We start from the raw sequence: 14,891 nt of genomic DNA on the forward strand, positions 1-14,891 counted from the left end.
GGCGGAGATAGCGGGAGGTTACCACTGCGATCCGGGCTCTGATATGGGGGTGGCGGGAATCGACGGATCGGCGGCGCGGATCGCCGGAAAGCCGGCGCAGACCGCTTGACAGCCCCCGGAGCCGCCGGCTCGCCAGTGTCGCCAACCGGCAAATCACCAAAACTACCGAAATAGCCACCGTTACCGTTTTGTGCCTACAATTGCCGCATAACAAACCTGCCTGACCGCCGTCGCACCGGGTCCGCGACACCTACCGTGGTCAGCGCAGTTCCTGAACGGGCAATAAGAAGAGCAACAACGCATGGCCACGCTGATTCCCGCGCTGGGTTCGGTCACTTCGCGCATGACCAGTGGAGAGAGACGCTTCGCCGAGCGTCTGGAGACAAAGCTGGAGGACGACTACCTGTGTTGGTATGACGTCGCCATCGGAGAGAAAACCAGGCATCCGGATTTCATCGTCTTCCATCCCAGCCGGGGTCTGCTGGTGTTGGAGGTGAAAGACTGGAGGCTGGATACCATCCGGGAAGTCGACCAGCGCGATGTCACGCTGCTGACGGATCGCGGGCTGGTGCGGGAGATGAATCCCCTCGAGCAAGCCCGCCAGTACATGTTCTATGTCACCAACCTGCTGCAGCGCGATCCGCAGTTGGTCTGGCCTAGCGGCTCGTTGAAGGGCAAACCCTTCTTTCCCTACGGCTGCGGCGTCGTCCTGTCCAACATCACGCGTGCCCAGTTCGACAAGACCAACCTCGGTGACGTCCTGCCCCCGCACCTGGTGATCTGCCAGGACGAGATGTATGAGGCGGTCGACGCGGAACGCTTCCAGCAGCGCCTGTGGGAGATGTTCCCGGTCAAGTTCACCTTCAAGCTTTCCCTGCCGCAAATCGAGCGGATTCGCTGGCACCTGTTCCCGCAGATCCGCATGCCGGAGCAACGCGCGCTCTTTCCGGAGGATGCCGCGGAGCCGCTGAATATGCCTGACATCCTTCGCGTCATGGATCTCCAGCAGGAGCAGTTGGCACGCAGCCTCGGCGAAGGCCACCGGGTCATTCATGGCGTCGCCGGCTCTGGCAAGACGATGATCCTCGGCTACCGGGCTGAGCATCTTGCAAAGATCGTCACACGGCCAGTCCTCGTGCTTTGCTACAACAAGACCCTCGCCGCCAAGCTGGCGGCGACGATGATCGAGAAAGGCATCGAAGAGAAGGTCCACGTCCACAACTTCCATGCGTGGTGCTCGCGCCAACTAGAGACTTACAACATTGACAGGCCGAAGGGGCGCCCCAGCGATGCGCTCTTTGAGGAAATGGTAAATCGCGTCATCCAGGGCGTGGACCGGAAAGCGATCCCGGCCGGCCAGTACGACGCCGTGCTGATCGATGAGGGGCATGACTTCCGGCCGGAGTGGTTCAAGCTGGTCGTGCAGATGGTGAATCCGGAGAGCAATTCCCTATTGGTGCTCTACGACGATGCGCAGTCCATTTATGGCGGCGCTAGGAAGCGCGGGATGACCTTTGCCAGCGTGGGCATCCAGGCCCGGGGCCGTACGACCATCCTCAAGCTTAACTACCGCAATACGCAGGAGATACTGGCCGTCGCGCGCAGCTTTGCGGATGAGTTGCTGCGGCCGACCGAGGCAGCCGAAGACGAAGCGCCTACCGTGCAACCTGTCGGTGCCGGGCGCCGCGGCAACAAACCGCTGCTGATCGAATTGCCAAACGTAGAGGCGGAAGCTGAGCGCATTGCGCAGATCCTGACTGACGAGAATCGGGCTGGTACGCCCTGGTCAGAAATGGCGGTGCTCTATCGCCATTGGGACACGGTCGGACACGTCACCAGCGCGCTCACGCGCAAGGGCATTCCGTTCGAATGTCCCCAAATCACCAAGCGATTTACACCCGGCGCGGACAGCGTCAAGGTGATCACCATGCATAGCAGCAAAGGATTGGAGTTTCCGCTGGTATGCATTCCGGCCACGGGGATGCCGCATAAGCATGATGAGGCGGATGAAGACGAAGCGCGGCTGATGTATGTGGCGATGACGCGGGCTACGCGGCAGTTGGTGATGACGTTTGGGGACGGGTCGAGGTTTGCTGGAAAGCTGGGTGCTGCGCTCGGTGCAGTAAGGGAATAAGGCACGCTTATCCAGCACGATCACCGCTCGGCCTCCCACTCAACGTCCACTGGCTCCGTCGGCGCGTCGTAGCGCACCACGGTGCCGCGTAATACCTGAAGGGGGTCACGCTCCAGCCCGCGATAGGGACGCACCTCGAGTGTGGGCTTGCCGTGGTCCGTGACAATGACCGGCTCGCCCGAGGCTTCGATCTGGCGGAAATACTCGAGGGCGCACGCCTTGAACTCGGTCTTGGAAATCAGGCTGCCAGCCATGGATTGCCTTCTAGTCATTGCTACTAGTCAGAAATCTACGCCCACAACGACTAGATGAATAAGTCATTTTTTTCGGCATTGATGCGGCTGTGCGCCCTTGCCACAAAAACAAAACGGGCTACGCAATCTTGCGTAGCCCGTTTTCAAATTCTGGTGCCGGCTGCAGGACTCGAACCCGCCACCTGATGATTACAAATCAACTGCTCTACCTGATGAGCTAAGCCGGCATGTCTGGTGCAGACCGCGATTCTACTGCATTGCGGTCCGCTTTGGGATGGCTTACTTCACCACTTTCAGTGCGGGCTTCTTGCTGCCGATGCGGGGCACCGGGGGCGGCGTGTCGTCGTCGCCGGGGCCAGTGTCGGTGGTAGTTGCCGAGGTCTCGGCTTCCACCGGGGCCAGCTTGGGCGGCGGGTTGTTTTCACGCTCGGTGGCGGCCTGGGTTTCCGGCAGGCTGCGTTCGACCGGGAAGGCCATGCCTTGCCCGTTTTCACGGGCGTAGATGGCCAGCACGTTCTCGACAGGGACGTCGATCTTGCGCGAGACGCCGCCAAAGCGTGCACTGAAGGTGATCCACTCGTTGCCCATGTCCAGGCCGCTGGTGGCGTCGAAGCTGACGTTGAGCACGATCTCGTTGTTCTTGACGAACTCGCGCGGCACGCTGGTGTTGGCGTCGACGAAGACGGCGATGTACGGCGTGAAGCCGTTGTCCGTGCACCATTCATAGATGGCGCGGATCAGGTAGGGCTTGGTGGAGGTTTCAGACATTGTGCTTCCAATGGCGCCGTGGTGGCCCGAGGGCGGATGCCTTCGGGCCGGTGCCGGTTAGCGGCGCATCACCTTTTCGGACGGGGTGAGCGCTTCGATGTACGCGGGACGACTGAAAATGCGTTCAGCATACTTCAGCAGCGGTGCGGCGTTCTTCGACAGCTCAATGCCGTAGTGGTCCAGGCGCCACAACAGCGGCGCGATGGCGACGTCGAGCATCGAGAACTCTTCGCCCAGCATGTACTTGTTCTTGACGAAGATCGGCGCAAGCTGCGTCAGGCGGTCGCGGATCGCGGCGCGGGCGCGTTCGTGGTTCTTCTCCGCGGCCTTGCCTTTTTCGTTCTCCAGCGTGTAGACGTGGGTGAACAGTTCCTTTTCGAAGTTGAACAGGAACAGGCGGGCGCGGGCGCGCTGCACCGGGTCAGCCGGCATCAGCTGCGGGTGCGGGAAGCGCTCGTCGATGTATTCGTTGATGATGTTCGACTCATACAGGATGAGGTCGCGCTCGACCAGGATGGGCACCTGGCCGTACGGGTTCATCACCGAAATATCTTCGGGCTTGTTGAACAGGTCGACGTCGCGGATTTCAAAATCCATGCCCTTTTCAAACAGGACAAGGCGGCAACGTTGGGAAAACGGGCAAGTCGTACCCGAATACAACACCATCATGGTTGGATTCCTTGGGCTTAGCCGAAGCAGGGTCGGACAGTAAGGTCTGTCATTCTGCCAAAGTCGACCATCAGAAAGCAAATTTGTGGCAAATGGGGCACTTTATTGGCGCGCTTCGGCAGGTTTTCCAAGAGAAAAGGCCAGGGGCGGTGCTGCTTTCGCAGCGGCCACCCCTGGCCTTTGCCTTGTCCGGGCCCGGATTCGGGCCCCTGGCATGCCTTTACTTCACGTCCTTCCAGTACGCGGCGTTGAGGCGCCAGGCAAAGACGGTGAACACGCCCAGGAACAGCAGCACCCAGACGCCCAGGCGCTTGCGGTGGTTCTGCGCGGGCTCGGCCATCCAGTCCAGAAAGCCGACCAGGTCAGCGCTGGCCTGGTCGTACTCGACCTTGCTCAGCTTGCCCGGGCTCAGTTGCTCGAAGCCGGCAAACTTGTGCACCTTCTCGCCGTGCTCTTCCACTTCCGTGAACTTGGCGGCGCGCTGGCCCTGCAGTTCCCACAGCACGTGCGGCATGCCGACGCTCGGGAACACCAGGTTGTTCCAGCCGGTGGCGCGGCTGTCGTCACGGTAGAACGTGCGCAGGTAGGTGTAGAGCCAGTCGTCGCCGCGGGCGCGGGCGATCACCGACAGGTCCGGCGGCTGCGCACCGAAGAAGGCCTTGGCTTCCTTCGGCTGCATGGCGATGGTCATGGTCTCGCCGACCTTGTCCGCGCTGAACAGCAGGTTCTCGCGGATCTGGTCGTCGGTCAGGCCGATGTCCTTGAGCCGGTTGTAACGCATCATCGATGCGCCGTGGCAGTTCAGGCAGTAGTTGACGAACAGCTTGGCGCCGCGCTGCAGCGACGACAGGTCAGCAGTGTTCACCGGTGCCGGCTCGAGGGGGAAGCCCCCCTCGGATGCCATGGCAGGCGCGCCGGCAAAGCAGGCGCCGGCCAGCGCGAGGATCGAAAGCAGCTTTTTCATCTTGTGTCCTTGTGCTCTTGTCGGGGTTCGCTTCGCTCAGTGCGGGTGGAACGTGACACGCTCCGGGACCGGCTTGAACTCGCCGACACGGCTCCACAGCGGCATGGTCAGGAAGAAGGCGAAGTACAGCAGCGTACCGAGCTGCGACACCTTCTCACCGACCGGCGACGGCGGTTGCACGCCAAGATAGCCGAGCACCAGGAACACCACCACGAAGACGGTCAGGATGGTCTTGTGGAAAGCGGGACGATAGCGGATGGACTTGACCGGCGAGTGGTCCAGCCACGGCAGGAAGAACAGGATCACCACCGAGCCGCCCATCACCAGCACGCCCCAGAACTTGGCGTCGATGAAGTAGAAGCCCACGGCCAGGATCACCGCAATGGCGACGGCACCGATCTTCACGCGCGCATCCTTGCTGCGCAGGAACACCATGCCGAGCAGCAGCGCGAAGAACACCCACAGGATCGGCAGGAAGTTCGACGTGGTGGCACGCAGCATCGAGTAGAACGGCGTGAAGTACCACACCGGCGCGATATGCGGCGGGGTCTTCAGCGGGTCAGCCGGGAAGAAGTTGTTGTGCTCCAGGAAGTAGCCGCCCACTTCCGGGAAAAAGAAGATCACGGCCGAGAACAGGAGCAGGAAGCCGGCAACGCCCAGCGTGTCGTGCACCGAGTAGTACGGGTGGAACGGGATGCCGTCCAGCGGGATACCGTTTTCGTCCTTCTTGGCCTTGATCTCGACGCCGTCCGGGTTGTTCGAACCCACTTCGTGCAGCGCGATGATGTGGGCAATGACCAGCGCCAGCAGCACCAGCGGCACGGCGATGACGTGGAACGAGAAGAAGCGGTTCAGCGTTGCATCGCTCACGACGTAGTCACCGCGGATGAACAGCGACAGGTCCTGGCCGATCACGGGAATCGCCGAGAACAGGTTCACGATCACCTGGGCGCCCCAGTACGACATCTGGCCCCATGGCAACAGGTAGCCCATGAAGGCTTCCGCCATCAGGCACAGGAAGATCAGGCAGCCGAAGATCCAGACCAGCTCGCGCGGCTTGCGGTACGAACCGTACAGCAGGCCCCGGAACATATGCAGGTAGACCACCACGAAGAAGGCCGAGGCGCCGGTCGAGTGCATGTAGCGCACCAGCCAGCCCCAGGGGACTTCGCGCATGATGTATTCCACGCTGGCGAAGGCCACGGGAATGCCGGCGGCGTTCAGCGTGGCGTCCGGCTTGTAGTTCATCACCAGGAAGATGCCGGTGACGATCTGGATCACCAGCACCAGCAGCGCCAGCGAACCGAAGAAGTACCAGAAGTTGAAGTTCTTCGGCGCGTAGTACTTGGAGAGGTGGTCTTCCCACAGTTGGGTTGCGGGGAAGCGGGCGTCGATCCAGCCCAGCAGGCCGGTCGTCTTGACTTGTTTTTCGGCCGCCATGATCAGGCTTCTCCTTTCTCGTCCTTGCCGATCACGATCTTGCTGTCGGTCAGGAACTGGTAGGGGGGAACATCGAGATTCTGCGGAGCCGGCTTGTTCTTGAAGACGCGCCCGGCGAGGTCGAAGGTCGACCCGTGGCAGGGGCAAAGGAAACCGGGATCGGAGCCGAGCTGGGAATTGGCACCGGCGGCGAAGGGGCCCGACGGCGAGCAGCCCAGGTGGGAACAGATACCCACCACGACCAGGACGTCCTTGTGGTCTGCGCGCGAACGGGTTTCGTTCTTGCAGTACTCAGGCGTCTGCATGGTGAATGCCACATCGGAATTGGGATCGGCCACCTCGCCGTCCGTCTTCTTCAGCGACGCCAGTTGTTCGTCCGTGCGCCGCATGATCCAGACCGGCTTGCCGCGCCATTCGACAGTCATCATCTCGCCTGGCTTCAGCGCGCCAATATCCGCCTCGACTGGAGCACCCGCGGCTTTGGCCTTCTCCGATGGTGCAAAAGTACTGACGAAAGGAACCGCTACCGCTACGCCTCCGACGCCGCCAGCGACGGATGTCGCGATCAACCAATTGCGGCGACCCTTATCCACGCTCTTCACGTCTTGCTGGTCACTCATTCCAAACCCCAGGGGAAGTCAATTTAGATTTTGCGTCAACCATAAAGTGTACCTTAGACACCAGCGCACTAGATAGGCAGAAAATGCCACGGCCATGCGCGATTATCGGACGTGCAACCCGGAAAGCGGCTTCGGTGCTTGCTTTCCGGTGAGTGATGCGGCAGGCTTCGAGCTTGAAACCGTTCATCGCTAGCGACAAGAAGGAGAACCCCCCATGGGCATGATCTCGGAATTCAGAACCTTCGCCGTACGCGGCAACGTCATCGACCTCGCGGTCGGTGTGATCATCGGCGCGGCTTTCGGCAAGATCGTGGATTCAGTGGTCAACGACCTGATCATGCCGTTGGTAGGCCGCGTGATCGGCAAGCTGGACTTCTCCAGCATGTTCATCGTGCTGGCGGATCCCCCACCCGGAACACCCACTACGCTCGATGCCTTGAAGAAGGCCGGCGTGCCCGTGTTTGCCTACGGCAATTTCCTGACCATCGTTGTCAACTTTCTGATCCTGGCCTTCATCATCTTCCTGATGGTGCGTGCCTTTAACAGGATGCGCGCCGCGGAACCGGAAGCAGCGCCCGCCGCACCGCCCGAGGAAGTCGTGCTGCTGCGTGAAATCCGGGACAGCCTGAAGACCCGCTGATTGGTGCGCCGTCTGCGCGCCGACCCCGGAAGATAAAACGGCCCCGATGGGGCCGTTTTGTTTTTCGTCAGATCAGACGGGATTAGGAATATCGATAAACGTATGGCGCAGGCCAAAGCGTTCGGCCACATGCTCGCCCAGCGAGCGGATGCCGTAGCGCTCGGTGGCGTGATGGCCGGCGGCAAGGTAAGCCACGCCGCTTTCGCGCGCCAGGTGCGTGGTCTGCTCCGAGACTTCGCCGCTCAGGTAGGCATCGACACCCGCGGCCACCGCGGCATCGAAATAACCTTGCGCCCCACCCGTGCACCAGCCGACGGTGCGGATCATCTGGTCCGGCTCACCGATGGCCAGCGGCTCGCGCCCCAGCACGCCACCAACATGCGCGGCCAGCGCAGAGAGCGGCATCGGCGCAGGCAGCGTGCCGGTCCAGCCGAGCTGGTCGTCGCTGAAGCGGCCGGTCGGGGTGAAGCCGAGCTGCAGGCCGAGCTGGGCGTTGTTGCCGAACTCCGGGTGGTTATCCAGGGGCAGGTGGAAGGCGAACAGGTTGACGTCCGCGCCAAGCAGGCGCTTCAGACGCGCGTGCTTCTGCCCGACCACGCGAGCATCTTCGTTTTTCCAGAAGTAGCCGTGATGGACGAGGATGGCGTCGGCCCCCGCTTCGATCGCGGCATCGACCAATGCCAGGCTTGCAGTCACTCCTGTCACGACGTGTGTGACCTCTGAGCGACCTTGCACTTGCAGCCCGTTGGGACAATAGTCCTTGTAGCGGGAAACTTCCAACAGGTCATTCAAGTACAATTCAAGCTCTTTTGTTTTCATTTTCTGCTCAAAACTCCAATATGTTGCGGCGCTTTTGGCTGTTCTTTGCCCAGGCTGTCACCGTCGTGCTGGCGGTCTGGTTCGTCGTGGCAACGCTCAAGCCTGATTGGCTGCAGAGGGGGCGCGTCGCGGTCCAGTCCGGTTCGCCCATCGTGGCGCTCAAGGAAGTCGTGCCCAACGTGTCCGGTCCTGCGGCCGAAGGGTCTTACAGCGAAGCCGCCCAGATGGCCATGCCGGCCGTCGTCAATATCTTTACCAGCAAGAACGGCAACAAGCGCTCGCCCAACCCGCAGGCCGAGGATCCGTGGTTCCGCTTCTTCTTTGGCGACCGCCTGCCTGAGCGGCAGGAGCCGGTCTCCAGCCTGGGGTCCGGCGTCATTGTCAGCGCCGAGGGTTACATTCTAACCAACCACCACGTGGTCGACGGCGCCGATGAAATCGAGATCGCGCTGACCGACGGCCGCAAAGCCAACGCCAAGGTGGTAGGCTCCGACCCGGAAACCGACCTGGCCGTGCTGAAAGTGACGCTCAAGGACCTGCCCGCGATCACGCTGGGCCGGCTCGAGAACGTAAAGGTAGGCGACGTGGTGCTGGCCATCGGCAACCCGTTCGGCGTCGGCCAGACGGTGACGATGGGCATTGTGTCGGCGCTGGGCCGCAGCCACCTGGGCATCAATACCTTCGAGAACTTCATCCAGACCGACGCGGCCATCAACCCGGGCAACTCCGGCGGCGCGCTGGTGGATGCGCAGGGCAACCTGCTGGGCATCAACACGGCGATCTACTCGCGTTCGGGCGGCTCGCTGGGGATCGGCTTTGCGATTCCGGTGTCGACCGCCAAGCAGGTGATGGAATCGATCATTTCCACCGGCAGCGTGACGCGTGGCTGGATCGGGGTCGAGCCGCAGGACATGACGCCCGAGATCGCCGAATCGTTCGGCCTCGATGCCAAGGAAGGCGCACTGATCGCCGCGGTGGTCCAGGGTGGGCCGGCCGACAAGGCGGGCGTGAAGCCCGGCGATGTGCTGACCAAGGTGGATGGCTTGTCGATCACGGACACGACCGCGCTGCTCAACGCGATTGCCCAGCTCAAGCCGGGCGTGGACATCAAGATGACCGTGATCCGCCGCGGCAAGCCAACGGACCTGACGGTGACCATCGGCAAACGGCCTCCGCCGCCGCGCCGCTCGCTGCCGTTTGAAGAGGAAGAGTGAGGCCGGGCACGACGACACGGCCCTGAAGAAGAAGCCCCGCCTTGGATGGCGGGGTTTTTTTATGCCTGGCGCAGTTGCTGCCCTTGGCATCGAGGCAACGATCACGGAATGCCGCGCCGCGCTGCCGGATCGCGGCGGTGGAACCAGGGGTCGTCACTGGTAGGCGCAACTCACGCCCGGGGGCGTGATCGACGTGCATACCGGTCACGATCGGCACGAGCAACGCCGCGCCCGATCCAAATCGCCGCGAAGCAGAATGCCGGCACACCGCGCTGCGCCCACGCCACCCGTTCTCCGGCCGGCTATCCAGGCACGGCATGGCTGGCACAGCACAATAGCAGCGCAACAGCCTGTACCAGCACTTGGTGCCGCACAAGACAAAAGGCCGGCATCCTTACGGATGCCGGCCTTTTGGTTCAAGCCAATCCTAAGCGAGCTTACGCCCGCGTCAGATTAGAACTTGTGGCGCAGACCAACCACAGCACCGAACTGATCCTTGTTCGCCTGAACGTTGGTGGTGGTGGCGGTGTTGAAACCGTTCACGCCCAGGGCCGAGCCCTTGTCGTTCAGGGTGTACGACAGCGAGGTGTACACGTCGGTACGCTTCGACAGCGCGTAGTCGGCCGTGATCACGAACTGCCACGGATCCGCTTCGCTCTTGCGGAAGTCTTGGTAGTAAGCAGCGCCCGACAGCGAGAACGCCGGGGTCAGCTGGTAACCCAGACCCAGCCAGTACAGGTTCGAAGCCGTCGACGTGGTCAGGATACCATTGTCAACCGTCGTGCCGCCAGGCAGCGCAGCGCCGTCGAAGGCCTTGGCCCAGCGATAGCCGGCATAGACCTTGGCCGGACCGAAGGCGTAGTTGGCGCCAACGGTAGCGCGGCGAGTGCGCTGGCCGCTTTGGTCAACGCCACCAGCCGACACGGTGCCGTGGATTTCGTCATAAGCAGCACCAACTGCGAACGGGCCAGCTGCGTAGCTCACCAGGGCGCCGTACTGTTGGCCGCGGCGGAATGCGCCGGCGACTTCCTGGCCGTTGTTGTTGAAGCTGTAGAAGGCCGAAGCGGTCAGGCCACCGAACTTGCCGATGTACTTGACGGTGTTATCAGCGCGCGCAGCGAATTGAGCGTCTTGCGACAGGATGCCGTAGCGCGACGAAATGGCCATCGGGTCGAACTGCAGACCGAAGTCATAGAACGACGTTTGCTGACGGCCCAGCAGCAGCGAGCCGAATTGGCTTTGCAGACCGACGTAGGCTTGACGACCGAACAGACGACCACCTTGAGCCGACGTGCCGTTGTCCAGGTCGAAACCGCTTTCCAGCACGAACACGCCCTTCAGGCCGCCGCCCAGGTCTTCCACGCCACGCAGGCCCCAGCGCGAACCGGACTGGTTACCCGACGACATGCGGAACAGGTCGTCGCCAGCGGCGTTGGCGTTGTTGACGTACTCGAGGCCGACGTCAGCCACGCCGTACAGGGTCACGCTCGATTGGGCATACGCGCCACCAGCGGCCAGAGCGGCGACGGCAGCAGCAAACAGTTTCATCTTCATATCGACACTTTCCTTGTCAACTGATTGGGAAATCTTGGTTGCCCAAGTACTTGGGCGACGCATTTACATTCACGTCTGCTGCGTATTATGTGCCAGCCCCCCCGGCCGTCAGAAGGCTTTTTCGGCGTAAACCATGCTTACTGGCGGTTTTTGTTGTGGGGGAGCAACAGGAATGGATGGGGAAATCCCCGTTTTGGTGCAAAACGGGGCTAGGCAGGCCTGAAAGGCCTACCTCAGCCGAATTAGTCGGGCTGCGTTTCCCCTGAAGCAGCCGCTTCAGGGGACGGACGGCCGACAAAACGCGCCAGCAGCAGTCCCAGTTCATAAAGCGCCACCAGCGGCACGGCCAGCAGCAGCTGCGACAGCACATCGGGAGGGGTCACGATGGCCGCGATGATGAAGGCCCCCACGATCACATAGGGGCGGATCTGCTTGAGCTTTTCCAGCTCCACCACGCCAAAGCGCACCAGCACGATCACCACCACCGGCACCTCGAAGGTGATGCCGAAGGCCAGGAAAGTGGTCATGGCAAAGCTGAGGTATTTGTCGATGTCAGTCGACATCTCCGCCCCCAGCGGGGCGTTGTAGTGCGCCATGAAATGGAACACCGTGGGGAACACCAGGAAATACGCGAACGCCACGCCGCACAGGAACAGGAAATAGCTGCTCGATACCAGCGGCAGGATCAGGCGCTTCTCATGCTGGTACAGGCCGGGCGCGACAAACTGCCAGACCTGGTACAGCACCCACGGCAGCGCGATCAGGAAGGCCACCAGCAAGGTGACTTTCATCGGCACGAAGAACGAGCCGGTGACATCGGTCACGATCATCTTGCCGCCCTTGGGCAGCGACTCCATCAGCGGCGCGGCAAACAGGTTGAAAATCACCGGGGCCCAGTAGACCAGGCTGACGAAGACCAGGATGATGCCGGCCACCGCCTTGACCAGGCGTTGGCGCAGTTCGACCAGGTGGGAAATAAAGGTTTCCTGCTGCGACTCGTCTTGCGGGTCTTGGGGATCTGGGGACCGGGTGTCGCTCATGGCGTGAACCGCTCAGCCGCGGGGGCTGGCAAGGTGGATCGATGGGGCCGCAACGCGGCGGCGCGCGAATGCAACCAGGACTGCGGCCACGACGGCAGCGGCCGGAACGACGGCCGGCAAGGTGTTGCCGCGGCGCATGCTCACTCGAAGAAGGATCGGGATGGCCGGGTGACCGGCCGGTGGCGCTTGACGCGCGCCGCGCCCGACTGCACCCAGACGCGGACATTGTGCTGGCGCTTGAACCAGAGCGGGCGGGCGCCCTGCTTGACGCGCCAGCTCTTGCGCCCGTTGTGCGCCTTGTGGGCCGCATCCCAGCTTGGCACGAAGCCGCCACCGGCGTCGGCGCTACTGCCGCCGCTGGTTCCCTCGGCACCGCCCAGGGCTTCGTTCAGCGCCTGGGTCTGCTCGCTGACTTCCTTGTGAATGGTGCGCTCGACATCGCGCGCGGCGTCCTCGAATTCCGTGCGCATCTTGCGCAGTTCTTCCAGTTCAACCTCGCGGCTGACTTCGGCCTTGACGTCGTTGATGTAGCGCTGCGCCCGGCCGACCAGCGCGCCCACAGTGCGCGCAACCTTGGGCAGCCGTTCGGGACCGATCACGATCAGTGCCACGGCGCCGATCAGCGCCAGCTTGGAAATGCCGAGATCAATCATGCGGACACATCATGCGGACAACATGCGGAAAAGCGCAGGCGCGGGACGACACGCAGGCAGCGAGGTTTGCGTCGAAGGGATGACACACCGCCGGATTACTGCTGGCGGGTCTTTTCCTTGGCTTCGACGTCGATGGTGGTGGAGTCGCGCAGTTCCTTGGACTGGGCGGGATCGGCGGCAGCCTTGCCCTCGCCGTCCTTCATGCCATCCTTGAAGCCCTTGACCGCGCCGCCCAGGTCCTGGCCGATATTGCGCAGTTTCTTGGTGCCGAACACGAGCATGACGATCACCAGCACGATCAGCCAGTGCCAAATGCTAAACGAACCCATTTCTTGCTCCTGATGAAGCCGCGGGCGTAATCAGATATGCCCGGACCCGTTGTTCCGTCCCGTTATGGCCGCGCCGGGCGACGGTTGCCGGCGCAGCTTCTGCCCCGAGGCGTTAACGCCGCGGGCGCTCCCATGCCAAGGCTGCCCGGTCAGGGCAGCGGTCCTTTCCACTCGTGGCGCGGCCCACCCAGCACATGCAGGTGCAGGTGGTAGACCTCTTGCCCACCGTCCGGGCCGGTATTGATCACCGTCCGGAAACCGTTGGCACAACCTGCCGCGCGCGCCAGTTCAGGCACCTTCAGCATCATTCTAGCAAGCACCGCCCCTTCGCCGGCGCCGCAATCGGCCAGCGAGTCGACATGCAACCTGGGAACGACCAGAAAGTGTACCGGGGCCTTGGGATGGATATCGTGGAAGGCCACCATGTCGTCGTCTTCGTAGACCTTGCGCGACGGTAGCTGGCCGGCCACGATCTTGCAGAAGATGCAATTATCCTGAGCGTTCATGAAGATTTCATTGCGACGGCCGCGGCACCCGCTGTCAGCTTCGTGCGCCCCGGCCTGCCCGGCATCAGAACTGCTGATCCGGGTACATCGGCTTGCTGTCATTCAGGTACAGCCAGCCCTTGACGATACGATACAGCATCCACAGCGACAGCACGCCCCAGACGGCAAAGGCCAGCGGCATCAGCACGACTGTCGCGAACAGCACCCCGCCAAGCACGCCCCACACTACTGACCACCAGAACGAACGGATCTGCCAGGCGAAGTGCGAGGCATACAGCGAGCCGCGAGCGTCGTCGCGCTTGACGTAGTTGATCACGATTGCAATCAGCGCGGTGATGCCGCCGGTCAGCCAGAAGATCGCATACAGGGCATACAGGATGTGCAGCAGCTTGCGCAGGCTGCTCAACTGTTCGCCGCTGGGGGTGGTGACTTGCCCGGTGTAGTCGTTCGCCATAATCGCCCTTTTATTAAGAGCCTGCCTTGGGCAGGCGGAAGACCAGCCTGCGCGGGCCACCTAGTCCTTGCGCCGGGCCTTTTCCTCGAGGCCGGACAGCCCTTCGCGCCGCGCGAGCTCGTTGACCACATCCGCAGGGGTCAGGCCGAAGTTGGCCAGCAATACCATGCAATGGAACCACAGGTCGGCCACTTCGTAGACCACCTTGCCGGCCTCGGCGCCAGTCTGCCCGGCGGCGCGCGCGTCCTTGGCGGCCATCACGGTCTCGGTGGCTTCCTCGCCGATCTTCTTCAGGATGGCGTCGTCGCCCTTGCTGAACAGGCGCGCCACATAGGACTTGTCAGGGTCGCCGCCGTTGGCGGGCTTGCGCGATTCCAGCACTTCGGCCAGGCGCGCCAGGACATCGTTGCTGCTGAGTTGGGTGTCGCTCATGGCTTGGTGTAGATCTGGGCAGGGTCCTTCAGCACCGGCTCGACCGTCTGCCAGTCGCCGGCCTCCACATCACCCTCGAACTTCTGGAAGAAGCAGGAATGGCGCCCGGTATGGCAGGCGATATTGTCGATCTGGGTCACCTTGAGCAGGACCACGTCTTCATCGCAGTCCAGGCGGATCTCATGCACCTTCTGCACGTGGCCGGACTCTTCGCCCTTGTGCCACAGGCGCTTGCGCGAGCGCGACCAGAACACGGCCTCGCCCAGCTCCACGGTGCGCTGCAGCGCGTCGCGGTTCATGAACGCGAACATCAGCACGTCGTTCGAGCCGACTTCCTGCACGATCACCGGCACCAGGCCGTTATCGTCCCATTTGACCTTGTTGAGCCACTTCTTTGCCAT

Annotated in this window: 18 protein-coding genes and 1 tRNA gene; 3 read left to right on the plus strand and 16 right to left on the minus strand. The window is 62.3% G+C overall.

Going from position 1 to position 14,891, the window contains the following annotated elements:
* Positions 1 to 301 precede the first annotated feature (301 nt).
* Positions 302 to 2,134, plus strand: a complete 1,833-nt coding sequence (locus AC3WON_RS22470; protein WP_492320401.1) for a DEAD/DEAH box helicase — start codon at positions 302 to 304, stop codon at positions 2,132 to 2,134.
* 20 nt (positions 2,135 to 2,154) lie between these two features.
* Here AC3WON_RS22470 and AC3WON_RS22475 read toward each other — a convergent pair whose 3' ends face one another.
* The 7 genes from AC3WON_RS22475 to petA form a co-directional block, all read right to left on the minus strand.
* The gene (locus AC3WON_RS22475) at positions 2,155 to 2,388 is read right to left on the minus strand and encodes a type II toxin-antitoxin system Phd/YefM family antitoxin (protein ID WP_492320402.1); all 234 of its coding nucleotides are present in this window, start codon (positions 2,386 to 2,388) and stop codon (positions 2,155 to 2,157) included.
* A 151-nt stretch (positions 2,389 to 2,539) separates the two neighbouring features.
* Positions 2,540 to 2,615, minus strand: a tRNA-Thr gene (locus AC3WON_RS22480).
* Positions 2,616 to 2,667: 52 nt separating this feature from the next.
* Positions 2,668 to 3,156 (minus strand): ClpXP protease specificity-enhancing factor, encoded by a 489-nt coding sequence (locus tag AC3WON_RS22485; protein WP_492320403.1) that lies wholly within the window; start codon positions 3,154 to 3,156, stop codon positions 2,668 to 2,670.
* A 57-nt stretch (positions 3,157 to 3,213) separates the two neighbouring features.
* A complete protein-coding gene (locus AC3WON_RS22490; protein WP_010812311.1) occupies positions 3,214 to 3,825 on the minus strand; it encodes a glutathione S-transferase N-terminal domain-containing protein in 612 nt (203 codons plus the stop codon).
* Between the two features lie 220 nt (positions 3,826 to 4,045).
* A complete protein-coding gene (locus tag AC3WON_RS22495; RefSeq protein WP_035826002.1) occupies positions 4,046 to 4,789 on the minus strand; it encodes a cytochrome c1 in 744 nt (247 codons plus the stop codon).
* 36 nt (positions 4,790 to 4,825) lie between these two features.
* The gene (locus AC3WON_RS22500; protein ID WP_492352797.1) at positions 4,826 to 6,229 is read right to left on the minus strand and encodes a cytochrome b; all 1,404 of its coding nucleotides are present in this window, start codon (positions 6,227 to 6,229) and stop codon (positions 4,826 to 4,828) included.
* Between the two features lie 2 nt (positions 6,230 to 6,231).
* A complete protein-coding gene (gene petA / locus AC3WON_RS22505) occupies positions 6,232 to 6,849 on the minus strand; it encodes a ubiquinol-cytochrome c reductase iron-sulfur subunit (protein WP_492320404.1) in 618 nt (205 codons plus the stop codon).
* Positions 6,850 to 7,063: 214 nt separating this feature from the next.
* Between petA and mscL the strand changes: the two genes are divergently transcribed.
* Positions 7,064 to 7,489, plus strand: coding sequence for a large conductance mechanosensitive channel protein MscL (gene mscL, locus AC3WON_RS22510; RefSeq protein WP_010812315.1), 426 nt, complete (start codon positions 7,064 to 7,066; stop codon positions 7,487 to 7,489).
* A 72-nt stretch (positions 7,490 to 7,561) separates the two neighbouring features.
* Here the strand turns inward: mscL and AC3WON_RS22515 are convergent, their stop codons facing one another.
* Complete coding sequence (locus AC3WON_RS22515) at positions 7,562 to 8,308, minus strand: Nif3-like dinuclear metal center hexameric protein (protein ID WP_013958190.1); 747 nt, start codon at positions 8,306 to 8,308, stop codon at positions 7,562 to 7,564.
* 20 nt (positions 8,309 to 8,328) lie between these two features.
* Between AC3WON_RS22515 and AC3WON_RS22520 the strand changes: the two genes are divergently transcribed.
* Positions 8,329 to 9,522: a Do family serine endopeptidase gene (locus AC3WON_RS22520; RefSeq protein ID WP_492320405.1), complete on the plus strand. Its 1,194-nt coding sequence runs from the start codon at positions 8,329 to 8,331 to the stop codon at positions 9,520 to 9,522.
* A gap of 453 nt (positions 9,523 to 9,975) precedes the next feature.
* On the opposite strand, the gene AC3WON_RS22525 is transcribed toward AC3WON_RS22520, so the two are convergent.
* From AC3WON_RS22525 to hisI, 8 genes are all read right to left on the minus strand, one after another.
* A complete protein-coding gene (locus tag AC3WON_RS22525; RefSeq protein ID WP_492320406.1) occupies positions 9,976 to 11,076 on the minus strand; it encodes a porin in 1,101 nt (366 codons plus the stop codon).
* 242 nt (positions 11,077 to 11,318) lie between these two features.
* Entirely contained in the window at positions 11,319 to 12,116 is a 798-nt protein-coding gene (gene tatC, locus AC3WON_RS22530) for a twin-arginine translocase subunit TatC (RefSeq protein ID WP_035826013.1), read from the minus strand.
* A 140-nt stretch (positions 12,117 to 12,256) separates the two neighbouring features.
* A complete protein-coding gene (gene tatB, locus AC3WON_RS22535) occupies positions 12,257 to 12,769 on the minus strand; it encodes a Sec-independent protein translocase protein TatB (RefSeq protein ID WP_492320407.1) in 513 nt (170 codons plus the stop codon).
* A 95-nt stretch (positions 12,770 to 12,864) separates the two neighbouring features.
* Positions 12,865 to 13,098 carry a Sec-independent protein translocase subunit TatA gene (tatA, locus tag AC3WON_RS22540; protein ID WP_010812321.1) on the minus strand — a complete coding sequence of 78 codons (234 nt, stop codon included), beginning with the start codon at positions 13,096 to 13,098 and terminating at the stop codon, positions 12,865 to 12,867.
* 149 nt (positions 13,099 to 13,247) lie between these two features.
* Positions 13,248 to 13,604, minus strand: coding sequence for a histidine triad nucleotide-binding protein (locus tag AC3WON_RS22545; RefSeq protein ID WP_492320408.1), 357 nt, complete (start codon positions 13,602 to 13,604; stop codon positions 13,248 to 13,250).
* Positions 13,605 to 13,668: 64 nt separating this feature from the next.
* On the minus strand, positions 13,669 to 14,058 hold the full coding sequence (locus AC3WON_RS22550; protein WP_492320409.1) for a DUF4870 family protein: 390 nt from the start codon (positions 14,056 to 14,058) through the stop codon (positions 13,669 to 13,671).
* A gap of 60 nt (positions 14,059 to 14,118) precedes the next feature.
* Complete coding sequence (locus AC3WON_RS22555) at positions 14,119 to 14,490, minus strand: phosphoribosyl-ATP diphosphatase (protein ID WP_492352798.1); 372 nt, start codon at positions 14,488 to 14,490, stop codon at positions 14,119 to 14,121.
* Entirely contained in the window at positions 14,487 to 14,891 is a 405-nt protein-coding gene (gene hisI / locus AC3WON_RS22560; protein ID WP_010812325.1) for a phosphoribosyl-AMP cyclohydrolase, read from the minus strand. The genes AC3WON_RS22555 and hisI overlap by 4 nt, the downstream gene beginning before the upstream one ends.

This window comes from Cupriavidus sp. FW305-46 (assembly GCF_058787075.1).

What these genes read in the sequence shown, in the direction of transcription:
- AC3WON_RS22470 (WP_492320401.1), top strand. Translation starts at nt 302, where the DNA reads ATGGCCACGCTGATTCCCGCGCTGGGTTCGGTCACTTCGCGCATGACC.
- AC3WON_RS22475 (WP_492320402.1), bottom strand. Translation starts at nt 2,388, where the DNA reads ATGGCTGGCAGCCTGATTTCCAAGACCGAGTTCAAGGCGTGCGCCCTC.
- AC3WON_RS22485 (WP_492320403.1), bottom strand. Translation starts at nt 3,156, where the DNA reads ATGTCTGAAACCTCCACCAAGCCCTACCTGATCCGCGCCATCTATGAA.
- AC3WON_RS22490 (WP_010812311.1), bottom strand. Translation starts at nt 3,825, where the DNA reads ATGATGGTGTTGTATTCGGGTACGACTTGCCCGTTTTCCCAACGTTGC.
- AC3WON_RS22495 (WP_035826002.1), bottom strand. Translation starts at nt 4,789, where the DNA reads ATGAAAAAGCTGCTTTCGATCCTCGCGCTGGCCGGCGCCTGCTTTGCC.
- AC3WON_RS22500 (WP_492352797.1), bottom strand. Translation starts at nt 6,229, where the DNA reads ATGGCGGCCGAAAAACAAGTCAAGACGACCGGCCTGCTGGGCTGGATC.
- petA (WP_492320404.1), bottom strand. Translation starts at nt 6,849, where the DNA reads ATGAGTGACCAGCAAGACGTGAAGAGCGTGGATAAGGGTCGCCGCAAT.
- mscL (WP_010812315.1), top strand. Translation starts at nt 7,064, where the DNA reads ATGGGCATGATCTCGGAATTCAGAACCTTCGCCGTACGCGGCAACGTC.
- AC3WON_RS22515 (WP_013958190.1), bottom strand. Translation starts at nt 8,308, where the DNA reads ATGAAAACAAAAGAGCTTGAATTGTACTTGAATGACCTGTTGGAAGTT.
- AC3WON_RS22520 (WP_492320405.1), top strand. Translation starts at nt 8,329, where the DNA reads ATGTTGCGGCGCTTTTGGCTGTTCTTTGCCCAGGCTGTCACCGTCGTG.
- AC3WON_RS22525 (WP_492320406.1), bottom strand. Translation starts at nt 11,076, where the DNA reads ATGAAGATGAAACTGTTTGCTGCTGCCGTCGCCGCTCTGGCCGCTGGT.
- tatC (WP_035826013.1), bottom strand. Translation starts at nt 12,116, where the DNA reads ATGAGCGACACCCGGTCCCCAGATCCCCAAGACCCGCAAGACGAGTCG.
- tatB (WP_492320407.1), bottom strand. Translation starts at nt 12,769, where the DNA reads ATGATTGATCTCGGCATTTCCAAGCTGGCGCTGATCGGCGCCGTGGCA.
- tatA (WP_010812321.1), bottom strand. Translation starts at nt 13,098, where the DNA reads ATGGGTTCGTTTAGCATTTGGCACTGGCTGATCGTGCTGGTGATCGTC.
- AC3WON_RS22545 (WP_492320408.1), bottom strand. Translation starts at nt 13,604, where the DNA reads ATGAACGCTCAGGATAATTGCATCTTCTGCAAGATCGTGGCCGGCCAG.
- AC3WON_RS22550 (WP_492320409.1), bottom strand. Translation starts at nt 14,058, where the DNA reads ATGGCGAACGACTACACCGGGCAAGTCACCACCCCCAGCGGCGAACAG.
- AC3WON_RS22555 (WP_492352798.1), bottom strand. Translation starts at nt 14,490, where the DNA reads ATGAGCGACACCCAACTCAGCAGCAACGATGTCCTGGCGCGCCTGGCC.
- hisI (WP_010812325.1), bottom strand. Translation starts at nt 14,891, where the DNA reads ATGGCAAAGAAGTGGCTCAACAAGGTCAAATGGGACGATAACGGCCTG.